Raw genomic sequence first — 21,089 nt, forward strand, 5'->3', positions numbered from 1 at the left:
CGCCGGACGGGCCCTTGATCGACCCCCGCTTTCCCGGAGACCGACCCATGACCGACGTACCGCAGCGGCGGGCGCGCGCCAAGCGCTCGCCGGCAGTCGCCACCTCGTCCGTTCCTTCAGCCGGATCGACCGAGCGCCGCGCACGTGCGAGCCGCCCTGGCGGGCGCGCCTCGCCGCCGGAGGCGGGAGCTGCGCCCGGTGCGAGCTTACCGGGAGCGTCGAGCTCTCCAGAGCGCCCGCAGGGCACCACGCCATCAGCGGCAGGCGACAAGCGCGCCAACGGCTCCGGGTCAGTCCGGTTGCGCAGGAACACGTGGACCGCGCGTCTGAGCCTCGGCGAGGCGGGGCGACGCACGTTCAGCCTGCCGACGTGCCGGACCGAGCACGACGCCAACGCGCGGCTGGAAGTGTTGGCCGATCTCAGCAGGCACCTGCTCGCTGCCGGACAGATCGTGCTCGGCCTGCCGCTGCTGGAGCAGGCTGCCGCGCGCGAGGGCAGCGCGCTCCGTGACGTCCGGCTCGCGATCAACCACCTGTGCAGGGGCGAAGCGCGCGCCCGTGCCTCCGGGGAAACCACCTTCGCCGAGTTCGCTGAGCGGGTTCTTTCTGGAAAGCTTGCCGAGCAGTATCCGGACCATGTGAAGGCGATTCGGACAGCCGATAAATATGAGCAGCGGCTGGGCCACGTGCTCGAAGTGCTAGGCCCCGTTCCCCTCGTGCGCTTCACACTCGACCATGCCGACCACGCGATGTCACGGCTGCCGGCGCACCTGGAGCCCGGATCGCGCCGGAATATTGCGATCGTCATCCATCGGCTATTGGCACTGGCTGCCTATCCGGCGCGCATCATTGCGCACAACCCGCTGCCGCGCGGGTGGATTCCGAAGATAGAGAATAATAAGGCAAAGGGTTACTTGTACCCTGATGAGGATCAGCGCCTCATGAGGAGTCAGATGGTCCCGCTGTGCTTCCGGATCTACTATGGCTTCCTCACGCGCGAGGGCATGCGAGCCGACGAGGCCGGAACTCTCGAATGGTCGGACGTCGACCTTGACCGGGGAGCCGTTGTTCTCGATGAGAACAAGACCGATGACCCCCGCGCCTGGGCACTATCGCCTGATGTGGTGCGCGCGCTTCGTGCTTATCGCGAGCTCTGGCCGGACAATCGGCGTGTCTTCGTCGGGCCAAAGGGGGATCCCTTGCCGGGTTGTCACGGGGCGGAACGCTTCAGAGAGCACCTCCAACGCGCGGGAGTCGATCGACCCGAGCTGTTCGAGACCACGGAGTCGAGGCTGAACATCCGATTGCACGACACTCGAGCGACCTTCATTACCATCAAGCTCGCGAATGGTCGCACGGAGACGTGGATCTCCGACCGAACCGGACACAAGTCGAGCGGCCAGATCCACCACTACAAGCGCGCCGCGCGCAAGATCGCCGAGCTTGGGCTGGGCGACTTTGCCCCCCTGGACGAGGTGATCCCCGAGCTGAGAGGAAAGGGCGGCTCGGTAGGGGGAGGCCATACCGCGTCCGCTGGAGCAGACACGGGCTCGGCGAGCGCCGAACCTTCCGCCTCCGGCGCGCCGCCCGGTCAGACGGCGCCCCAGGGCGATGTCCCCGCCCCCCTCACGGCGGACGCTGGCGCCTTCACAGGCGGTTCGTTGGGCCCGCGTTGGGCCACACCGGAAGACGACTCGGCCAAGCGTCAGTCGGAACCAATTGAAATAATAGACATTTATGCCGCTGACGCCTCGGCGCCGGAGAGGTCCTCGCGGAACATCTCGACGAGGGCGTTGTGCTCGAGCGTCGGCATGACGCTCGGCCTCGAGCACCCCCCGTGCCGACACGAAACGACGGGAAAACGCGAGGAGAGATCCGCCTCAGGGGTGGCGGCGCCATGGCGGATGGAGACGGCCACGACGCATCCCTCCACGGCAGCCCGACACAACGACTTGGTCTTCTGCCGCGCGTGGGTGCGCGCAGCGCGCACGCGCGTCGGTCAGCAAGCCTTGTTGGGCCGTATCGGCAGGCATTAGAGCATCTCGCACGCGGCTCCGGCGAGCAACCGCTCGATCTCGCGCATCGTCTCGACGTCATCGCCGACCATCGCCTTCATCGACCGGATCCTGCGGCACACGATCTCGGCGATCTTGTCTTCAACGGTATCGTCGGCATACGCCCAGTAGACCTGCGCAAAGCGTCCATCGCGGTGACAGCGGCCCTCGATCTGCGCCATCTGGATCGCCGACCACCGCAGATCGTGGATCACCTCCGAGCGCGGCACCTCGTTGTGCTCGCCCTGGTGGAGCGAGATCCCCTCTTCCACGGTGAAGAGCACCACGCGCGGCTCGCCGCGCTGGAAGCGGAGGCGCTCTGCCTCCTTCTCGCCGGCCGGCAGCGCGCCGTGGATCAGCGCGCACGGGACGCGCTCCCGGGCCAGCGCGGCCTCCACGGCCTCGAGCGTCTCCATGAAGGCGATGGAAACCGCGACCTGATGCCCGTTGTCGAGCAGCTCACGCACCAGCTCCACGGTGCCGGCCACGCGGATGAGCGAGCTCTTCTGTCGCAGGCGCAGCGTCGCGGCGAGCGCCGACCTCGGGTTCGCGCCCTTTGGCAGGAGGTCCATCTCCCGGCGGAACGCGGTCCACGCCTGCGCGTAGAGCTCGCGCGCGGAGGCGTCGAGCTCGAGCGGGGTGAGGATGCGGTTGATCGCGGGCCAGCCGGCCACGTCCTCCGGGCGACGCCGCATCCCGACCGCGGGACGGCCGTCGAACAGGAGGGCACGCACCTTCTCGCAGTCCGCCGGATCGCCGCGCCAGTCCCACCTGCCGAACGCGCCGCGCGCAACCCCGAGCCCCTGGCCTTCGCACCACTGCTCGAAGTCCTTCAGATCCGCGGAGCGGCTCCCGGTCGCGCTCGCCAGGAGCGGCGCGAGATACGACAGCTCCAGCGGGTTCTGCCCCGCGGTGGCCGAGAGCCACAGCACGAACCGTGCGCGTGCGTTGAGCTTGACCGCGAGCTTGGAGCGCGCCGCCGCCGGGTTCTTGCAGCGGTGGCTCTCGTCCCAGATCACCACGTCGAACTCCGCGGCGCTGCCGGCGCGCGCAAGGCCCTTCTTCGATCGTATCCTTCGCCGCGCCTCCGGGGTCACCTCGAAGAGCTTGCCCAGCCGATCATAGTTGATGATCACGATCTCTTTGCCTGCGTCGCCCATGGCCTGAACCGTGCGGCGCCAGTGCGCGACGACGGCGAGCGGGCAGACGATCAGCACCGTGGTGACGTCCGGCATTTCGAGGACCGCTGCCCAGGCGGTGATCGTCTTGCCGAGGCCGACGTCGTCGGCGAGGAGGAACCCGGCGCGCCTGGCGGCCTTCGCGGCGGCGATGGCCCGCACGCCGTCCAGCTGGTGCGGGCGGAGGACCATCGCCCCGGCGGGGGCGGCCGGCGCGGGCGCGGGGTCGTCGTTGAGCTCGTGCTCGACGCGTCGCTCCCACGAGTACGGCGCGGCGCGGAACGGCGCGAGGGCCGGCGGGAGCGTCTCTGCGCGAACGACGAACACGCCGTGCTCCGCGTCCCAGCGCGCGCCGCTCGCGGACGCGACCGCGCGCATCGCGAACGGGACGTCGAGCACATGGGCTCGCTCCGGCGCCGCACGCGGAGCGGGAGCCGGAGCAGCCGCTGTGGAAGCTCTACGCGGGGCCGACACCGTTCGCTTGGCACGCATCGTCGTCATGACGACCCTGATACCAGCGCGGACGCGCGCCCGCGCAGAAAGCAGCCATGATGTCGCGATCGGGCCGTACGACGCGCCGGGCTCACTGCGCTGGAGCTCGCTCGCGGGCAGCCGGGGAGACCAGATCCCGTGTTGCGCAACGATCGATAAGGAGCAGCTCCGAGCGGTAGGGGGCTCGAAGCAAGACCTCTCACGGTCGAGCTAGAAGACGCCGCGCATGGCGGCGCCGAGGTGCAGGATCTGGAGCGGCGTGTCCGAGGGCGTGCGGAGGGGGCGGAGCTGGTATTCGAGGACCAGCGCAGGCTGCGCGTCCTCCTCGGGGAAGAGCACGAAATCGAGGCCAGCGCCCGCGTAGAGGTCGGCGCGGAGCGCGTCTCGCTCGCCGCCTACCTCACCGCCCAGGCTCAGAAAGGGATCGATCCGCTCGTAGGCCGTCATCTGGGCGAAGGCGAGCGGCCGAAACTGGCCGCCGAGCGCGAGCACGCCGCCGTCACGCCCCTCCACCTGCTCATAGCGGAGCGCGCCGGCGAGCCCGATTCCGCGCACGCTCATCGAGGCGCGCAGGCTCACCCCGCCCGGCTCGGCCCAGTCGCTGATCGCGCCTGCGGCGCCTATCTGGGCCTGGCCCCAGAAGCGGAGCTCATTGAGCGCCTCGACGACGGCGGAGCCCAGGGCGGTGAACGCGGGCGCCGAGTCCGAGGCGCTGGCGGCGGCCGGAGACAGGAGCGCGGCGGCCACGGTCGCGGCGCCGAGGGCGCGCCCCGCGGGCGAGCGTGCGCGGAGGAAGGGGCGAGGGAGGGCCTCGTCCAGGGTGGGCGGCGCAGCGACGCTCATCGCGCGAGCCTATCACCCCTCGCGTGGGCGCCTGAAGGAGCCCTGCCGTTCGAGCGGCTCGCGGCGCAGTGCTCCGAGGACGGGATGAGCGCCCCCTGCCGCGGCGTTCTCCCATGACCATGCACGAATGGACGCAGCGCGCTGCGATCGCGTGGCTCCTGCTCGCCGCGTGCACGCCCAGGCCGGCGAGCGACGGCGAGCCCCCTCCCCCGCCCAGCGCCTCGAGCGCGGAGGCCTCGCTCCAGTGCGCCGACACGGCTTCGCCCGCCACCCCTGCCCTCGCGGCGTCGCCGGCGCCGAGCGCGGAGCCTCCAACCGCTCCCTACCAGCCGCCCCCCGAGCCAACCGCGGAATCGACGGCCCCAGCCCCGCGCCGGTCGATCGGCACGTTCGACGACTGGGTGAAGGCGTACGCGGGGCTCGGCGAGCCCGAGGCGGAGAAGAGGCCGCCGCGGCTCCGCCTCGCCAAGGAGCTCGCCCTCACGTCGGGGCGCATCGCCTTCGTGCGCTCGGGCGATGTCTTCACGATGGACCTCGCGACGGGGGTCGAGGCGCAGCTCACGCGCAAGACGCAGCGCAACGTCGCGCCCACGTTCCTCGGCGACGGCCGGCGGATCGCCTTTCTCAGCAACCGCGACGGGATGGCCTGGCGCGTCTTCCTCATGAACGCGGACGGCACGGAGCAGCGGCCGATCACGGGCAAATTCGCTGCGTGGTATGGCGAGCCTTCGTTCACCATCTCGCAGGACGGCGCCCGCGTCGCCTACGTGGCCAGGGCGCGAGCGCCGGCGGACGAAGGCCTGGAAGAGCTTCACCTCGTCGACGTCGCGAGCGGCGACGATCAGCGCATCGGCGCACCGACGCCTCTGAGCGAGTGCACGTTCTCGCCGAGCGGCGACGCGATTCATTGCGTCGCAGGCGAGTTCGACGCAGAGCACCTCCTCTCGGTGGATATCGCCACGAGGCGCGTCAGGCGCTTACCGGACGCGGGCAATCACATGTTCAGCGCCGCCCGCTCGCTCGGCGATCGCCTGCTCTTCTCGGCGAGCCCGACGGGGGCTCTCTGCTGCCAGCGGTCGCAGCTCTACACGACGGCCCTCGACGGCACCGGGATCGAGGGGCTCGGCTCGTTCTGGGTCTCGGGCTCGATGCACCCGGAGGTCTCGCCGAAGGGCTCGAAGATCGCCGTCGCGTGGTCCGTCCGCGTGGGAGGGTTCGGCGCCGATTACTGGAACGAGCTCACGCTGCTCGACGCGAACGGCGGCGCCGACCGCCCGCTCACCAGCGCGTTTCCGCGCCCCTTCTACAGCGCCTACGAGCCTGCCTGGGCGCCCGACGATCGCCACCTCGCCTTCACGCTCTCGTTATGCCCTTACGCCGGCTGCGAGCCGAGGATTCGAAGCGTCGTCGTCGTCGACACCCGGGACGCCAGGGCCGTGCCCGCGTTCATCGCCTACGGCGGCAACGCCTCGTGGAGCCCCGTTCCCTAGAGAGACGCCCCTTCGGCGACAGCGCCGCGCTGGCTGCTCGGCCGACGGCGGTGCTCCTTTTGGACGGGCGTCGCCGCGCCTCAGAGCCCGCAGCTCGGATAGAGGTTGAAGGCGCCGTCCGCGGTGAGCTTCGACGAGATCGACTCCGGGTACGACACACCGTCCGCGTGGCACGTCGCATAACCGGCGGCGTTCGTCGTGCAGTCCGTCTCGTTCGGGAGCGAGCCCTTGCACGATCCGAGGAGGGTGAGCTTGCACGTCGGCGACGAGTCGCAGATGCGCAGCTTGGCAAACTGGCTCCACACATTGCCGCACGCGAGCTGCGCGCCTTCATCCGCGCAGGCATAAGCGACTTCCTGGCCCGGGACGAAGATGTTGCCGAACATGGTCGCGTCCGGGAACGTGTACTGCGCCGGGTTCATCCACGGCGCGTCCGCGAGGCCCGGGTGCTGGCCCACCATGCGAATCGGCACCTCCTCCAGGAAGCCGTTCAAGGTCTGGAGGATACACGCCGTCACCCAGCGCTGCGGGGACGTGGCGGTCATGGCCTGGCTCCGCCACGGCGCCGCGAGGCCGAGCGCCCCCTGGTACACGTAGGAGGACGCGCCGACCAACCCCTTCACCGTCATGTCCGGGCGGAGCGCGCAGCCCACGACATAGTGGAGGAGCTTGCGGCCCTGCGCTGTCTCCAGGAGCGGCGTGTTCACCAGCTTGCCAGCGCCGTCCGCGAGCGGCGCCATGGCGAGCCGCTGGAGCATCTGTATCGTCCGCGGCTCCCAGAGGAACTTCGGATCGTCGCCGTTGGGAAAGACATACGCCTGCTCGACCGACGCCACATCGCCCTCGGCAGCGATGTCCTCCTCGTTGTCGTCGGCCGGCACCGGCGTCACCACGCATCCAAGCGCGAACAGGCACGTACCGAGCAGCGCAGTCACCGGGGTTCCCAAGCTCGACATGATTTTCTCCTGAGGCGACGCCGTGCGGCGCGTCCTGACCGGCTACTTCCAGCTTTCGTGCCAGGCGGCCGACCCCCTGCCGCGCGGGAGGCCGACGCGCGTTTTTTGGCAAAACATCAGCAACATCAGAGATTTACAATCTGACCCCGGCGCGAAGACGGACGCCCGGGGGCGTCGGATGGAGGCTCCGCCCCTCACCCGCTGATGCCCGGAGCCGCCATCCGATCCAGCTGAGCCGCGAGCCGCGCCAGCCGCGTGCGGAAGCCCGGCGCCTCGTCGAGCTGCGCTGTCGCTTCCTGGAGAGCACAGGCGGCCTCCAGCGGCCGCCCGCCGGCGATCGCCATCTCGGCGCGCATCGAGAGCAGCTCGACGAGCTCGATCGCCAGGAGACCGCCCCGGCACCGCGACAGCACGTCCTCCCACGGATCGGCGCTCGCGGACGGCTCGCGAGCGCGGAGGCCCTGCTCGCAGAGCGCCAGGTGGAGCGCGCGGTGGAACGCCCACAGCGAGGGCGCCGAGGGGTCGGGCGGGCAGCTCCGCTCGATCCACGAGAGGTGGCGGCTCGCCTCGTCGTGGCAGCGCCTCGAGACGAGGATGCGCGCAAGGAGCAGGGAGCACTCGGGCGCGGCGTGCTCGAAGAACCGCCGCTCGAGCACGTGCGCGCGGCGGGCCAGCTCCAGCGCCTCGTCCCCGTGGTCGCTGGCGTGGAGCAGCTCCGCCGCGTTCAGCGTCACGTGGCGCTCCAGGACGGGGTTTCCGAGCTCGCGCGCCAGCGCGATGGCGTGGCGCATGTCGGCCATGGCGAGGTCGAGCTCGCGCCGCATCGCCCGCAGCGGGATGCGGCACGTGCAGGCGGCGCAGAGGTGAGGCCAGTCCTCGGCGGACGACGCCAGGGCGAACGTCTCGTCGAAGCGGGCGTTCGAGAGGTCGAGCTCTCCCAGCCACATCAAGGCGGGCGACAGCAGGAGGAGCGCGACGATCCTGGTCCCGTAGTCGCCCTCGGCCTCCGCGCTGGCGGCGCCTCGCGTGAGGAGCTCGACGGCCTCGGCGACCCGGCCACGCCGGAAGCAGGAGCGCCCCTCGGCGACGAGCACGCGGCCCTCGAGAGAGAGAGAGCGCGCGCCGAACCGGTCGACGAGCGCGCGCGCCTCCTCGACGCGCTCGGCCGAGCGCTCGAACTCGCCCGCCCAGTCGAGCGCGGCCGCCTCCTCGAGCAGCACGTCCGCGAGGGAGGCGTCGTCGCCGAGCTCCACGGCGAGCGCCCGCGCGGCCGCGAGGTCGTCCGTGGCCTCGCGCGTCCGGTCGACGCGGTAGCGGCTCTTGCCCCGCCCCGCCAGCGCGCGCGCTCGCCGGCGCGCGTCGTCGGCCGCCGCGAACGAGAGCGCCGCCGTGAAGTGCCGGTCCGCCTCGACGTGGCGGTGCCGCGCGAACGCGAGATCGGCGAGCGTGAGGCACGCGTCCGCCGCCGCCTCCCGCGCCCCGCACCCGCCGGCGTGCCGCGCGAGCGGCGCCAGGAGCTCCGGGCGAGGCCCCTCCGCCTCCACCCTGGCCGTGAAGTAGGCGAGCGCGCGCCGGTGGATCTGCGCGCGCTCCGCCGGGTCGAGCAGCTCGACCACCGCGTCCCGGAAGACGGCGCTCTGGAGCGAGTATCGCTCGCCCGCGCCGCGCTCCAGGATCGCTTGCTCGACGAGGGCGCTCAGGCCGTAGCCCGCGTCGATGGGCGTGCCGGCGTCCCCCGCCCGGGCGATCGAGTCGAGGATCTGCTCGAGCTCCGAGCGGGCGAACGAGTCGCCGAGCACCGCGCAGAGCCGGACGCACGCCGCGAGCTCCGGCGAGAGCGCGTCGAGCCGCCGCTCCGCGAGCCATTGCCACGCGGGCGACGGGGGGAGGTTGTCGAGCTCGGCCGTGGCGACGTAGTGGGTGCCGGCGTTCACGCGGCGCTTCACGAGGCCGGCCCGCTTGAGCGAGCGCACGAGCTCCGTGAGGCACGCCGGGTTGTTGCCCGCCCAGCGCGCGAGCCGACGCAGCGTCTCGGCAGGGGGGTACTCCGCAGGCCGCAGCAGCTCGGCGGCGAGCGCCATCGCCGCCGCGTCGTCGAGCGGCGCCAGCGCCGCGCGGTCGTGGCGCTGGGTGCGCGCGCCCCAGGCGCGGCGCACCTGCTCGAAGCGCGGGTGCGCGGCGACGAGCACCCACAGCGCGACGCCGGAGCCGTCGAGCGTGGCGTACTCGAGCGCGTCGACCAGCGCGTCGTCGGCCCAGTGCGCGTCGTCCACGATCACCGCCACCGGCCCGCGCTGGGCGCGCCGGCGCAGCGCCTCGCCGAGCGCCTGGACCACGCCGTGGTGGAACGAGGCGGGCGCGCCGCGCGCGGGCAGCGGCGACCAGCCGAGCGCCGCCGCGACCGACGGCCACGTCGCGTCGCCGAGCGCGGCGCCGAGCCGCTCGCGGCAGAACGCGGCGACGTCCGGCGGCGCCTCCGCGGGCGCGTCGAGGACACGGCCGAGGAGCTCCGCCGCGTCGCGCGCGGCGTCGCCGAGCAGCGGCTGCGCCGCGCGGAGCGAGACAACGAGCGCCCCGGCGTCGCAGCGGAGCGCCGCCGAGGCGGCGTCCGCCGCGAGGCGGCTCTTTCCGAGCCCGGTGTCGCCGATCAGCGTGAACAGACCGGGGCACGTGCCGTCGAAGGCCGCGCGCGCGCTCTCCGCGATCGCCGCGAGGACGTCGTCGCGGCCGGCGAGCGGGGCCTCGATCTCGACCGACGGCTCGGCCTCGGCCGAGGCGGGCCGGCTGTCGCCGTCCTCGCGCGCCGGCAGGGCGCGCTCGATCTCGGCGGAGAGGGCGACGCCGGACCACGGCTCGGGCGGCAGCCAGGTCTCGGGTCGCTCCACGGCGGCGCCGTACGCCGAGACCGCGCCCCGCGCCCTGCGGCGGAGGGTGACCGACGCGAGGTGCAGCGCCGCGCGCGCCCCGTGCTTCCCGGCGAGCTCGCGCGCGGCGGCGAGCGCGGCCTGCGCCGGGTGATCGGTGTCCTTGCCGGAGAAGACCGCCACGTAGCGGCTGCCGCGCTGCCGCGTGATGAACCCTTTGCGGCCGGTCACGGAGGCGATGACGGGCGACGCCGCGGCGGTCGTGTCCGCGACGAGCAGCACGACCGAGCTCCGCCCCCCGGCGATCAGCCTGGCGCCGGTGGAGTCCGCCGGCGGCGCGGCCGGCGCGGCCGGCGCGCCCGGCGCGGCCGGCGCGGCCGGCGCGCCCAGCCCGGCCGGCGCGAACGTGGCGCGCGCCGCGGCGAGGGCGCGCCGCAGCGCGGGCGCGTCCGACGGGCGGCGCTCGCGATCCTTGGCGAGGCACGCCAGCGTGAGCTCCTCGAGCGCGGCGGGCACCGGCGCGAGCTCGCCCGGGCGCTCCGGGCGCAGCGTGAGGTGCGCATGCTCGAGCGAGGCGCCGTCGCCCGCGAAGGGCAGCCGCAGCGTGAGCAGCTCGAAGAGGATGACGCCGAACGCGTACACGTCGGCGCGCACGTCGACCGCCTCGCCGCGGAACTGCTCCGGCGCCATGTACTCGGGCGTCCCCAGGACCACGCCGCTGCGGGTGAGGAGCTCCTCCCGCGCCGCGTCGCCAGGCGTGCGCTCGGAGCGCCTCGTGAGCCCGAAGTCGAGCAGCACGACGCGCTCGTCCGCCGCCCCGGAGCGGCGCTCGATGAAGAGGTTCTCCGGCTTCAGATCCCTGTGGATCGCGCCCCTTCCGTGAGCGGCCTCGAGCGCGGCGAGCACGGCGTCGGCCCGCGCCGCGGCCCAGCCCGGATCGGGCGGGGCGGCGAGGGCGGCGAGCTCCGAAGCGAGGGTGCGGCCGAAGAGCCGCTCCATCACGAGGTAGGGGCGACCATCGTCGAGCCGGCCGCACCTGTGGAACCGCGCCACGTGCGGCGGGCCGATGCGCTCGAGCGCGTCGGCCTCCCGGCGGAAGCGCTCTTCCAGCATCGGCGTGGTGGACATGCCGACCTTGACGGCGACCGGGGCGCCGTCCTCGTCCGAGACCCCCGCCCACACGATCGCGAAGCCGCCCTGCCCCAGGCGCTCGCCGAGCGAGATGCCGGGGACGCGCGGCGGAGCGGGCGCGGAGGGCTCGCCAGGCGGCGGCGTCCATCCGTCGAGGGGGCACGGCGCCATGCCCTCGCGACGCCGGTGACACAAAGGACAGCGATGCACTCGGCCTCTCCAACGCAGGCGCACAGGCGCGCACGCGAGCGCGCACCACGCCTATGCTATCGTCGCGGGCCAGCATGGCACACGTCGATGACGACACCATCCCCAGCGCGCCGCGCGGGGTGGTGAGCCCCACCGACGAGACGGTCACCCTCTCGGCCGGGGAGGAATCCATCGCGGGTGGCCGGTGCAGCGCCGAGGTGCCCTCGCGCGCCGGAGACTATGTGCTCCAGAGCGTCCTCGGCGAGGGCGGCTTCGGCGTCGTCTACCGCGGCGAGCACGCGACGCGCGGCACGAAGGCGGCGATCAAGGTCCTGCACGCCGAGCTCGCGCTGCACCCCGACGTGTGCCTCCGCTTCGAGCGCGAGGTCGTCGTGATGCAGCGCGTGCGGCACCCCAACGTGGTCGACGTGCTCGACGTCGGCAGGCTAGAGGACGGCCGCCCCTACTTCGTCATGGAGCTGCTCGACGGCGTCAGCCTGGAGACGCACCTCGAGGCGCGCGGCCGGCTCCCGCTGGAGGAGGTGCTCGCCCTCCTCGATCCGCTCTGCAGCGCGCTCGACGCGGCCCACGCGCAGGCGATCGTGCACCGCGACGTGAAGCCGTCCAACGTCTTCCTGTGCTCGGGCGACATGCAGAGACGCGGCCCCCGCGTGGTGCTGCTCGATTTCGGCGTGGCGAAGCTGCTCGACGCGCCGGGTCCCGCGCTGACCACGTCGCGGCACGTCCTGGGCTCGCCCTCCAGCATGTCGCCCGAGCAGCTCCTGGGCCGTCCGGTCGACGCGCGGACGGACGTCTACGCGCTCGGCGCGCTGGCGTACGCGATGCTCACGGGAGAGCCGCCGTTCTCGGGCGCGTCGTTCCCGGTGCTGCGCCAGCTCCACCTCTTCGCGAGCCCGCCCCGCCCGAGCGCGCAGGCGCGCGTGAGCCCGTCGCTCGACGACGTGGTGCTGCGGGCGCTCAGCAAGGACCCGGCGGAGCGCCAGCCGTCGGCGGGGCAGCTGCTCACCGAGCTGCGCGCGGCCGTCGCAGCGCCGCGGGCGGCGGGCGCGACGACCGCGGCGCCCCGGCGATCGGCCATCGGCGTCCACGTGGAGGTGCAGGCCGACCCGGGCGCGCTCGATGAGCCGACGCCGGACCTGCTCGACGACTTCGAGTCCGTCCTGCCCTTCGCCCTGTCCGAGCTCACGCAGGCGGGGTTCTCGACCGCGGTCGAGACGGGCACGACCGCGCTGGTCACGGCCGACCGGCCCCTCGACCCGGCGCGCGACGAGGCCGCGCGCCGCGACGCGCTCGGCGCGGCGCTGTCGCTGAAGCAGCGGCTCGAAGCGCGCTCGGGGCGCGACCGGCGGGTGCACGTCCGGCTCTGCGTGCACGTCGGCGAGCTCCTGGCGAGCGCGGACGGCACGCTGACAGGCGGCGATTTGCTGGAGCTCTCCGGGTGGGTGCCCGAGGGGGCGGCGGAGGGGCTCTTCGCATCCCCCGCCCTGCTCGACGGCCTCGGCGTCACCGCGCACCCCGCGTCCGTCTCGCCCGGGTCGAGCGCGCTGCTCCGGGTGCTGGAGCCCTGGCAGCGGGCGTAGCCCTCGGCGGCCGCGCCGAGGCGGACTCGACGCGGCGCTCCCCGGCGGGCGGCGGCGCGGGAGGCCGCGAAGCGCCGGCGCCCCCGGATTAAGTCCGGATCAAGGCCCAGCGCGCCGATCGAGCGGCATCCTCGCGATCATGAGCACAGACGGCACCGTCTGGTGCTGGGGCTCGAATTCCCACGGCCAGCTCGGCGCGCAGACCGGCGACTGTCCCGGGCTCCGCTTCCCTTGCAGCGCGGTCCCGGTACAGGCGCCGGTCACGGAGGCCGTCAGTCTCGCAGCGGGCCCGCACCACGCCTGCGCCGTGCTGGCGCCGGACGGGGACGTCCAGTGCTGGGGCGCGGCGCCGAGGGTGACCGACTCTGGTTTCCACGCGCTCTCCGCGGCGGCAGGCTACGCCCATACGTGCGTCCTGTTCGCGCCCGCGCCCGGGCAGGATCCGGCGAGCAACGTCGTTTGTTATGGCGACAACGGCGTGGGTCAGCTCGGGCTGGGCACGAGCCTGGACGTCGCGTCCAGGCCGATCACGAGCGACGCCGTGTTCGGCTTCGTGCAGCTCGCCGCGGGCAACGACTTCACCTGCGGCGTCGACAGGGTCCAGCAGCTGTTCTGCTGGGGCCAGAACCAGTTCGGCGGCCTCGGCTGGGGCGTCGATGGCGAGGATTCCCCCGAGTGGTGCCGGGGGAACGGGCGTTGCGCGACGCAGCCAGTGCGGGTGGAGATCCCTTATGCGAAGCACGTCGCGGCGTACTACGAGCACGCGTGCGCGGTGGCGCCGCCCGGCGTCGTGTACTGCTGGGGAACCCCGTCGCGCACGAGCCCGGCGAGCGCCGGGGAGTGCTGGCCGGGGTCTCCAGATTGCGCGCCCATACCGCGGTTGGTCTCCGGCGTTGTGAACGCGGCCTCGGTCGCCGTCGGCAACGGCCACGCGTGCGCGCTCACCGGCGCGAACGACGTCTACTGCTGGGGGCTCGACACGCACGGCCAGCTCGGCCGCGGCCCGGGTGCGTCGTTCGAGGCGACTCCAGTGCGCATCCAGATCCCGTGGGAGCCGAGGGACTGATTCCGCGCGTCACAAATCCCGCCAGAGAAACCGATCGGATATGAGCAGCCGTCGAAAACAACAATAATTTCCAATGCTTCCGTCTGTTTCGCCGCCGAGGGCGGCTCCGGTGTGGCCCGACGGGGCGCCCTCCGCCGCTGCGTCGCCCGCGGTGAAGGGCTCGCGGCATCACCGGTCCCACCGTACGGCCACGCTGCGCGCGCTGGGAAGAAAGAATTACCTACTTGCGGGCTCGAACAAGTGGGCTGAACGCCTCGCCATCCGCCCCGCGCCCAGCATCTCGACCCCGGCGAAAGCCGCAAGAGACCAGGCCATGGCGGTTGGTGCGCGGTTACGGCTGAACGTCACGACGGGACGTCCAGCAGGACCTTGCCGACCGCGCCGCTCTCCACCGCCCGGTGCGCGTCGGCGGTGCGATCGGGCGGAAAGCGGACCAGCGGCAGGCCGTGCTCCTCGACCCTCGCGACCATGCTGCGCACGGACGCTGCAAGGACCGAAGCCGCAAGGACGCAAGGGGCTCGAGCGAGAGAGCGCACGCGCGTCTACTGGAGCCTGTGGAGCAACTCCGTGTCCTGGTCGCCCAGCAGGTAGGTGGCGATGAAGGTCGCGGGGGCCGAGCTGGAAGCGTTGTCGAAGCGCTCGATGGGCGCGCTCGCGGGCTCGAAGATCGTTTGCCCTGCCGTGTAGTACCTGGCCGGTTGGCCTTTTACCTGGAATAGAATACGCCCTTCGGTCACATAGCAGACGACCGGACCGGGGTGCGTGTGCGGCCCTGCCTCGAACCCAGGGGGCAACGTCAGCCGCTGCACCTCGACGCGAGTCACGGCCTTCCCGCCCGCGACCGCGTGAGTTCCAAGCGAGGCTCGCTCCAGGACCGAGTCCCGCGTGCATCCCGCGCCGGCACAGAGCAAGGCTGTCGCCATCGCGAGCGCAGCCCGGGAGAGGCGGCGCCCGCTCCCGGGGAGCGCGCTCCCCGGACGCCGCGTGCGACGAGGGCTGTCGGCGAGATCGCGAGGGAGGTCCCCTTCGCGCAGCGGCGGCTCGCCGTTCCGCCGTGAGACGTGAGCGAAACGCATAGAGTGTGGGTCCTTGTGCTCTGTCAGGCGGCTCCGGCTCGCCTTGACGCCACCAGCATGACGGAGCACCATCATGCTGAAAATCAGGAAGTTTGGTACGGAGAGTTCAGCAAAACGGGACGGTTAGCATGCAACGCGTCACCTTCGATCTCGACGTGCTGCGCAGCTTCGTCACGGGGATGGAGCTGGGCAGCTTCGCCAAGGCGGCGAACCGGGTGGGCCGGTCGACCTCGGCGGTGAGCGCTCAGCTCAAGAAGCTGGAGGAGCAGGCGGGCACGCCGCTCTTTCGCAAGGCCGGGCGCGGTCTCGCGCTGACGGAGGCGGGCGAGACGATGCTGGCGTACGCCCGCCGCCTGCTCGATCTAAACGACGAGGCGGCGGCCGCGGTCCGCGGCGTCGATCTCGAGGGCTGGGTCCGGCTCGGCTTGCAACAGGACTTCGGTGACGTGCTGCTCTCCGAGGTGCTCGGGCGGTTTTCGCGCGCCCACCCGAGGGTGCGGATCGAGGTGCGGGTCGCGCGCAATGCGGAGCTGCTCGAGCGGGTCACGTCGGGCCGGCTCGATCTCGCGCTCGCGTGGGGCGACGGTATGGGCGCGCCGCACGGCGAGCGTCTGGCCGAGCTGCCGATGCGCTGGATCGGGTCGGCCGCGGGGTGCTCTGCGTGGACCGGGGCGGAGGGCGAGCCGCTGCCGCTCCTGGCCATCGAGGCGCCGTGCCGGTTCCGGGATGCCGCCGCGGCGGCGCTCGATCGCGCTGGCATCCCGTGGCGGCTCGCGTTCACCAGCCCGGACCTGGGCGGGCTCTGGGCCGCGGCGGCGGCAGGGCTCGGGTTCACCGTGCGCACGCCGATCGGCCTGCCCGCCGGCGTGCGGGCGCTCGGCTCCGGGGAGGCCGGGCTGCCGGCGCTGCCCGCGCTCCCCCTGGCCCTGCACAAGGCAGAGGCGGAACCGGGGCTCCCGACCGCCCGCCTCGCGGCCCTCGTGGTGCAGGCGCTGCAACGTCCCGTCGAAATCGCTCGTGGAGTCCAGCGCGAAGCCCTCGTGGAGGGCCGCGAACGCATCGCTCCCCTCGAGCACGTTGGCCGCCTGGTCCGGAACCCGGAGGCGCAGGTCAGAGGCCACAGGCACCTCGACCTCCTCGGCGCAGCCGGGCCCCGCGGCGGACGCGGTGCCGAAGGCGGTGCCGAAGAATGATGTCATGAGGTTCTGTATCAGAAGCTGAAGCGATGCTTTGTACCGAGTCATGGGATCCTGCATCACAACGAGCCGGTGCCCGCTTCAGTGCTCGCCGGTCTTGCCGAGCTCGGAGGCCAGGCGCGCCGTGCCGTCGCTTCGCATCGCGAGTGTCCGCGCGGTTGACTCGAACGGTTCCGGCACGACGCCGACGCAGCCGTGCGGCTCGTCGCCGAGACGCGCATAGGCCTCTCAGCGACTCCTGACGACGCGGTTGGAGCGGGGGTGGGACGATTCAGAGGGGGCGCGTGCTGATTCGATCAGGGCGAGCGGGACGGGGGGAGCGCGCCTCGGGGAGGGGGCGGGGGCATTTGCCTGGGGGGGCGCCCGGACAGCGTACGCGTGGAGCCGCCGGGCTTCGGCTTCACGACCTGCGTGCACGCCGACGCGAGCGCGGCCGAGAGGTCGCCGACCGACCGAGATCCAAGGAGACGCACATGACCATCACCCTGCACAGCCTGACGACCGGGACCTTCATACCCTTCCTGCGCAACCTCTCCGCCCTGCTCGACAAGGCAGCGGCGCAGGGCCACGACGGCGCTGCGCTCGCCCGGATCCGGCTCGCCCCCGATATGCTGCCGCTCTCGATGCAGGTGCGCTTCGTCTGCGACCAGGCCCGCTTCGGCGTCGAACGTCCTTCCCGGCGTCCGGCACGGTGCTGAAGCGAATGTCTTCAGCCATGACCGGAGGAGCGACGTTCGGCCGGGTCGGCGATGACTGTTCATTGAAGAATGAGCCCATCGCCAGGATCACGTTCCCGTGGGGGATCGATGCTTGCCTCACGATCCGCTTGGAGCCGCTGGTCGCGGGAAGCAAGAGGAACATTCCTGTCTCGATGTGGAGGGCCTCGTTCGTCTTGTCGTCGGCGATCCGCTGGTGGTACTCGACGCCGAAGATGAACTCGTCCGCGATCTCGCCGCGATTCGGGACCTGCGCGCCGATCGGCGAGAACGTCAGCGTCTCGATGAAAGGGTTGACCTTCAGGATGAACTCCCGGTCCTTTCCCCCGGCCTTCGGTACTGCGATGACCGACAGACCCTTACCCATCCACGTGCCGAGCAGATCGGCGAGGGGATTCAGCTCGTTTGCGGTCTCTTCCAGAGCGGAGCTCGCACGGACCGGAGGCAGCGGCGGCGTGTACGTCGACATATGCACCGATCCTTTCGAATGACCGCGCCACGCGCGGCTTGTGGTTGTCTCAGGTGGCTACGTGATTTCGAACAGCGTGAGCCGTAGGGTCGGATTCCTGATGCCCTCACCTCGTGCTCGTCCGCCATGCCGCGACCAGCTCGGAATGACCGAGCGTCCGCCGGCCGATCACTGCCCTGACAGGCTCGCACAGGTCCCCTCGGCGCCCGTCGTGATGAGGTCTCGCGGAGAGCGGTCACCTCGACGGTTGGAGCTGCTCCGCGGGTTCTTTATTCGGATTACAAGACCCGTGCCTCGCAGCCGACCGGAAGATGCGGTGCGCCCCGGGTTAGAGAGGGGGCGACGATACGGGCGCGCGTCCGGGCTACCGGCGGCTCGGCAGGAGGGCATTCCGTCGGCGGAGGAAGCTCGTCACGCGGCCGGTATCGCTGTTGAACGTCTCGGCGGGAGGTTGCCGGCGCCGAGACGGCAAGGACTTGCCGGCAAGAGGTTGCTCGCGCCGAGACGGCAAAGGTTTGCCGGTCGAACGCGACAAAAGGCGGCGGAGCCCTGGACGACCCAGCGTCCGGCCGTCGCAGGCGTGCACCTGCCGCGGCTGCTTCGGCCCCCACCTCTGCCCACAGCGCGCTGGCGCGGTCCGGTGGTGTCTGTTGGAGCGCTCGAACGAGCCTGATATAGAGACCAGCGAGGGGTAATGCATGCAATCGAGCAGCTCGGTTCAGGACGACGCGGGGAAGACCTGGACCATGGAAGGGAAGGCGATTTCAGCGATCCAGCAGAGCGCGGCGCTGCGCATCGCCCTCCTGTGGCGCCACGCCGGGAAGGCGGAGACGCGCCTGCTCTCGCTGGACACGCCGCTTGTCGTGGGGCGCGCCGCACCTGCGGCCCTCTGCATCGACGATCGCACGCTGTCACGGGAGCACGCCCGCTTCCTGCTCTCTGGAGGGCACGTCTGGGTCGATGACCTCGGATCGAAGAACGGTATGTTCCTCGATGGCCGCCGCGTCTCGCGCGCCAGGGTCGCGATCGGCGACGAGGTCGTGCTCGGCAGCGTGGCGCTGCGGGTGCAGGCGCTCGGCGCCGGGGGAGAGTCCCTCGAGCTCGACGGAGAGGAGAAGCTCCTGCGCTGCGTGGAGGACGAGCTCACGCGCGCCCGGCATTTTCGCCGCCCGTTCGCCCTGCTCCACGTGCGCGTCGGCGCGGCGATCGCGGCCGAGGGCTGGATCAAGACCGTGCGCGCGTGCCTTCAGCCGGTGCATCGTCTGGCGCTCTATGGCACCGGCGCGGCCCAGGTGCTGCTGCCCGAGACCAGCGCCGAGGACGCGACCCGCATCGCCCAGGCCATCGCGGGCGCATTCGTCGGCAATGACGCCCGGCTGCTCGTCGGCGTCGCGCTCTACCCGGACGTCGGCGGCACCGCGGACGAGCTGTTCGCGGCCGCGCGCGCGGCCGCTCGCCGCGCCTCGCCCGAGCAGCCCGTGGCGCGCGGTCCGGCCGCGGGTGCGGCGACGGTGCTCGCGCGGGAGGAGCCGGCCGAAGGGGGCATCATCGCCGGTCAGAAGATGCGTGTGCTGCTCGAGACGGTGAGGCGCGTCGCTGCCTCGCGCATCCCGGTCATCCTGCACGGCGAGACGGGGACGGGCAAAGAGGTGCTCGCGCGGATGCTCCACGAGAGCGGGCCGCGCAAGGGGCGGCGCGTGGTGCGCGTCAACTGCGGGGCGATCCCGAAGGACCTGGTCGAGAGCACGCTGTTCGGCCACGAGCGCGGGGCGTTCACCGGCGCGCTCCAGCAGCAGAAGGGGGTATTCGAGGAGGCCAATGGCGGCACGGTGTTCCTCGACGAGATCGGCGAGCTGCCGCCCGCGGCGCAGGCTGCCTTGCTCCGCGTGCTCGAGGTGGGGGCGTTCAGCCGCGTCGGATCGAGCCGCGAGGTCGAGGTCGACGTGCGCGTGGTCGCGGCGACGCACCGGGATCTGGAGGCGATGGCCGCGTCGGGCGCGTTCCGGGCTGATTTGTATTATCGGCTGGGCGGCGTCGTGATCGAGATCCCGCCGCTGCGTGACCGGAGGGACGAGATCGAGCCGCTGGCGCGGCAGTTCTTGCGCGTGGCCAGCGCGGCCGACGGTCGACGTGTCGAGGACATCACCCCGGAGGCGCTCGCGCTGCTCGGCGCGTATGCGTGGCCTGGCAACGTGCGCGAGTTGCGCAACGTGATCGAGCGCGCGGTCGTGGTGGCGCGCGGGGCGATCATCGAGGCGGAGGACCTGCCGCCGCGGGTGCGCGCGGCGGAGCGTGCGGCAGACCCGGGGCGGGCGTCGGACCCGGGCCGCATCTCCGCCTTGCCCGACTCGGGCGCACGCTCTGCGGCGCCGTCTGCGCCGGAGGAGAACCGGGCGGAAGCGGGGAGCCCGGCTCGCGGGAAAGTCCAGCAGTACGAGGCCAAGCTCCTCTTCGATACGCTCGAAGCCGTGGGCTGGAGCCGGGCCGAGGCCGCGCGGCGGCTCGGGATGCCCGTTCGGACCTTGTCGTACCGCATGAAGGTGCTGGGGCTGAAGCGGCCCCCTTGTTGCTAGTCGGGTAGGCCGGGATCGACTACCCCCCGGCCCCCCACAGATCCGGACGCGCGGAATCCCCGCATCCGGCTCTTCGGGACACGGGTTCGCTACGAGCGCCGCAACGCGCGGCTGAAGCGGTCCTTGGCGGTCCTGCGTTTGATCGCCCAGTTGCCTCGCCGCGACCTGCCCCAGTGATGCGTGAAGCCGAGCAGATCGAACGTCGACGGCCACGTCGGCGACGCGACGCCGCTCGGCGGGGGTACTGACGGCGACCCGCGCCGTCGTCGAATGCAGGTTGCCCAGCGATCCGCGAAGCCTCGCGGGAGGCCGATTGCTCGCCACATGCCTCCAGGAACACGTACGCTACCGCAGCGCGCGCGAGCAAAGGTCCCCATGGACGACCAGACGCTGATCGATCGCTATCACGCACAGCCGGGCAAGACGCACTCCATGCTTGAGGGCTTTCGGGACGCCGAGGGGCGTTCCTCCTACGAGGTGCTCGCGGAGGAGACGGACGCTCTCCCGCGGGACGCGCGGGTCCTGGATCTGGCCTGCGGAGACGGCTACCTCCTGGCATTGCTCGCGCAGCGGGGCTTCGGCGATCTCGCCGGCGTGGACCGGAGCGCCGAGGAGCTGGCCGCTGCCCGCGCGCGCCTCGGCGCGGGCGCCGACCTCCGCTGCGAGGACGCGTCCGCGCTCTCGCTGCCCGAGGGCTCGGTCGACATCGTCGTCTGTCACATGGCCCTCATGCTCATGGCTCCGATCGAGCCGATCCTCGCCGAGGTCGGCCGCGTCCTCGCGCCGGGAGGGCTCTTCATCTCCGTCGTCAACCGGCCTCTCCGCGATCCCGTGTTCGCGATCCACCGGCGGGAGGTCGGTCGCGTCACGGCCGAGGCGGGCATGCTCCGCCTCCGGCTGGGCGACTCCCGGGTGTACGCGGCCGAGGGGCTGCGCGATCTCCTCCACGCCGGGCCGTTCGACCCCGAGCGCGTCCACCTCCGGGACTTCGTCGTCCGAGCGCGGGCGACGCCTGAGCGGTTCGCGTCGATGCTCGCGCTGGTGTACGACGTCTTCCGGCTGCCTGCGCCGCAGAAGGCCGCGCTCGAGCAGAGGCTCCTCGGCGCCTGGACGCCCCTCGCCGGCGAGGACGGCCTGCTCACGTGCAGCATGGGGATGCGCCTCTCCGTCTGCCGCCGCGCGGCCCCGCGGTGAT

At 72.2% G+C, this 21,089-nt stretch carries 14 protein-coding genes and 1 pseudogene; 8 read left to right on the plus strand and 7 right to left on the minus strand.

The window, feature by feature from the left end; all coding sequences use genetic code 11:
• Positions 1 to 47 precede the first annotated feature (47 nt).
• The gene (locus tag WMF29_RS30095) at positions 48 to 2,036 is read left to right on the plus strand and encodes a tyrosine-type recombinase/integrase (RefSeq protein ID WP_437323586.1); all 1,989 of its coding nucleotides are present in this window, start codon (positions 48 to 50) and stop codon (positions 2,034 to 2,036) included.
• Here WMF29_RS30095 and WMF29_RS30100 read toward each other — a convergent pair.
• Both WMF29_RS30100 and WMF29_RS30105 read right to left on the minus strand, forming a co-directional pair.
• Complete coding sequence (locus WMF29_RS30100) at positions 2,033 to 3,631, minus strand: SNF2-related protein (protein ID WP_437323587.1); 1,599 nt, start codon at positions 3,629 to 3,631, stop codon at positions 2,033 to 2,035. The two genes, WMF29_RS30095 and WMF29_RS30100, sit on opposite strands and share 4 nt — an antisense overlap.
• Positions 3,632 to 3,934: 303 nt before the next feature.
• Positions 3,935 to 4,567: a hypothetical protein gene (locus WMF29_RS30105; protein ID WP_437323588.1), complete on the minus strand. Its 633-nt coding sequence runs from the start codon at positions 4,565 to 4,567 to the stop codon at positions 3,935 to 3,937.
• 113 nt (positions 4,568 to 4,680) lie between these two features.
• On the opposite strand from WMF29_RS30105, the gene WMF29_RS30110 reads away from it, so the two are divergent.
• Positions 4,681 to 6,057, plus strand: a complete 1,377-nt coding sequence (locus WMF29_RS30110; RefSeq protein ID WP_437323589.1) for a TolB family protein — start codon at positions 4,681 to 4,683, stop codon at positions 6,055 to 6,057.
• A gap of 80 nt (positions 6,058 to 6,137) precedes the next feature.
• Here WMF29_RS30110 and WMF29_RS30115 read toward each other — a convergent pair whose 3' ends face one another.
• Together WMF29_RS30115 and WMF29_RS30120 are read right to left on the minus strand one after the other, a co-directional pair.
• Positions 6,138 to 7,013 (minus strand): hypothetical protein, encoded by an 876-nt coding sequence (locus WMF29_RS30115; RefSeq protein WP_437323590.1) that lies wholly within the window; start codon positions 7,011 to 7,013, stop codon positions 6,138 to 6,140.
• Between the two features lie 194 nt (positions 7,014 to 7,207).
• Positions 7,208 to 11,179 (minus strand): serine/threonine-protein kinase, encoded by a 3,972-nt coding sequence (locus tag WMF29_RS30120; protein ID WP_437323591.1) that lies wholly within the window; start codon positions 11,177 to 11,179, stop codon positions 7,208 to 7,210.
• Between the two features lie 113 nt (positions 11,180 to 11,292).
• Between WMF29_RS30120 and WMF29_RS30125 the strand changes: the two genes are divergently transcribed.
• Positions 11,293 to 12,798, plus strand: a complete 1,506-nt coding sequence (locus WMF29_RS30125; RefSeq protein WP_437323592.1) for a serine/threonine-protein kinase — start codon at positions 11,293 to 11,295, stop codon at positions 12,796 to 12,798.
• Positions 12,799 to 12,934: 136 nt separating this feature from the next.
• Entirely contained in the window at positions 12,935 to 13,864 is a 930-nt protein-coding gene (locus tag WMF29_RS30130) for an RCC1 domain-containing protein (RefSeq protein WP_437331181.1), read from the plus strand.
• 344 nt (positions 13,865 to 14,208) lie between these two features.
• Here WMF29_RS30130 and WMF29_RS30135 read toward each other — a convergent pair whose 3' ends face one another.
• The gene (locus tag WMF29_RS30135; protein ID WP_437323593.1) at positions 14,209 to 14,343 is read right to left on the minus strand and encodes a hypothetical protein; all 135 of its coding nucleotides are present in this window, start codon (positions 14,341 to 14,343) and stop codon (positions 14,209 to 14,211) included.
• Positions 14,344 to 14,406: 63 nt separating this feature from the next.
• The gene (locus WMF29_RS30140) at positions 14,407 to 14,688 is read right to left on the minus strand and encodes a cupin domain-containing protein (protein WP_437323594.1); all 282 of its coding nucleotides are present in this window, start codon (positions 14,686 to 14,688) and stop codon (positions 14,407 to 14,409) included.
• A gap of 380 nt (positions 14,689 to 15,068) precedes the next feature.
• Here WMF29_RS30140 and WMF29_RS30145 point away from each other — a divergent pair, with 380 nt between their 5' ends.
• Positions 15,069 to 16,133: a LysR substrate-binding domain-containing protein gene (locus WMF29_RS30145; protein ID WP_437323595.1), complete on the plus strand. Its 1,065-nt coding sequence runs from the start codon at positions 15,069 to 15,071 to the stop codon at positions 16,131 to 16,133.
• Positions 16,134 to 16,609: 476 nt separating this feature from the next.
• Positions 16,610 to 16,834, plus strand: a complete 225-nt coding sequence (locus WMF29_RS30150) for a DUF1993 family protein (RefSeq protein WP_437323596.1) — start codon at positions 16,610 to 16,612, stop codon at positions 16,832 to 16,834.
• A 118-nt stretch (positions 16,835 to 16,952) separates the two neighbouring features.
• On the opposite strand, the pseudogene WMF29_RS30155 reads toward WMF29_RS30150, so the two are convergent.
• A pseudogene (locus WMF29_RS30155) lies at positions 16,953 to 17,321 on the minus strand (hypothetical protein); the annotation flags it as partial.
• A gap of 698 nt (positions 17,322 to 18,019) precedes the next feature.
• Here WMF29_RS30155 and WMF29_RS30160 point away from each other — a divergent pair.
• On the plus strand, positions 18,020 to 19,894 hold the full coding sequence (locus tag WMF29_RS30160; RefSeq protein WP_437323597.1) for a sigma 54-interacting transcriptional regulator: 1,875 nt from the start codon (positions 18,020 to 18,022) through the stop codon (positions 19,892 to 19,894).
• A gap of 375 nt (positions 19,895 to 20,269) precedes the next feature.
• Positions 20,270 to 21,088 (plus strand): class I SAM-dependent methyltransferase, encoded by an 819-nt coding sequence (locus WMF29_RS30165; RefSeq protein ID WP_437323598.1) that lies wholly within the window; start codon positions 20,270 to 20,272, stop codon positions 21,086 to 21,088.
• Position 21,089 lies beyond the last annotated feature (1 nt).

Origin of the sequence: Sorangium sp. So ce381 (assembly GCF_051473845.1) — a bacterium.
Lineage (GTDB): Bacteria > Myxococcota_A > Polyangia > Polyangiales > Polyangiaceae > Sorangium > Sorangium atrum.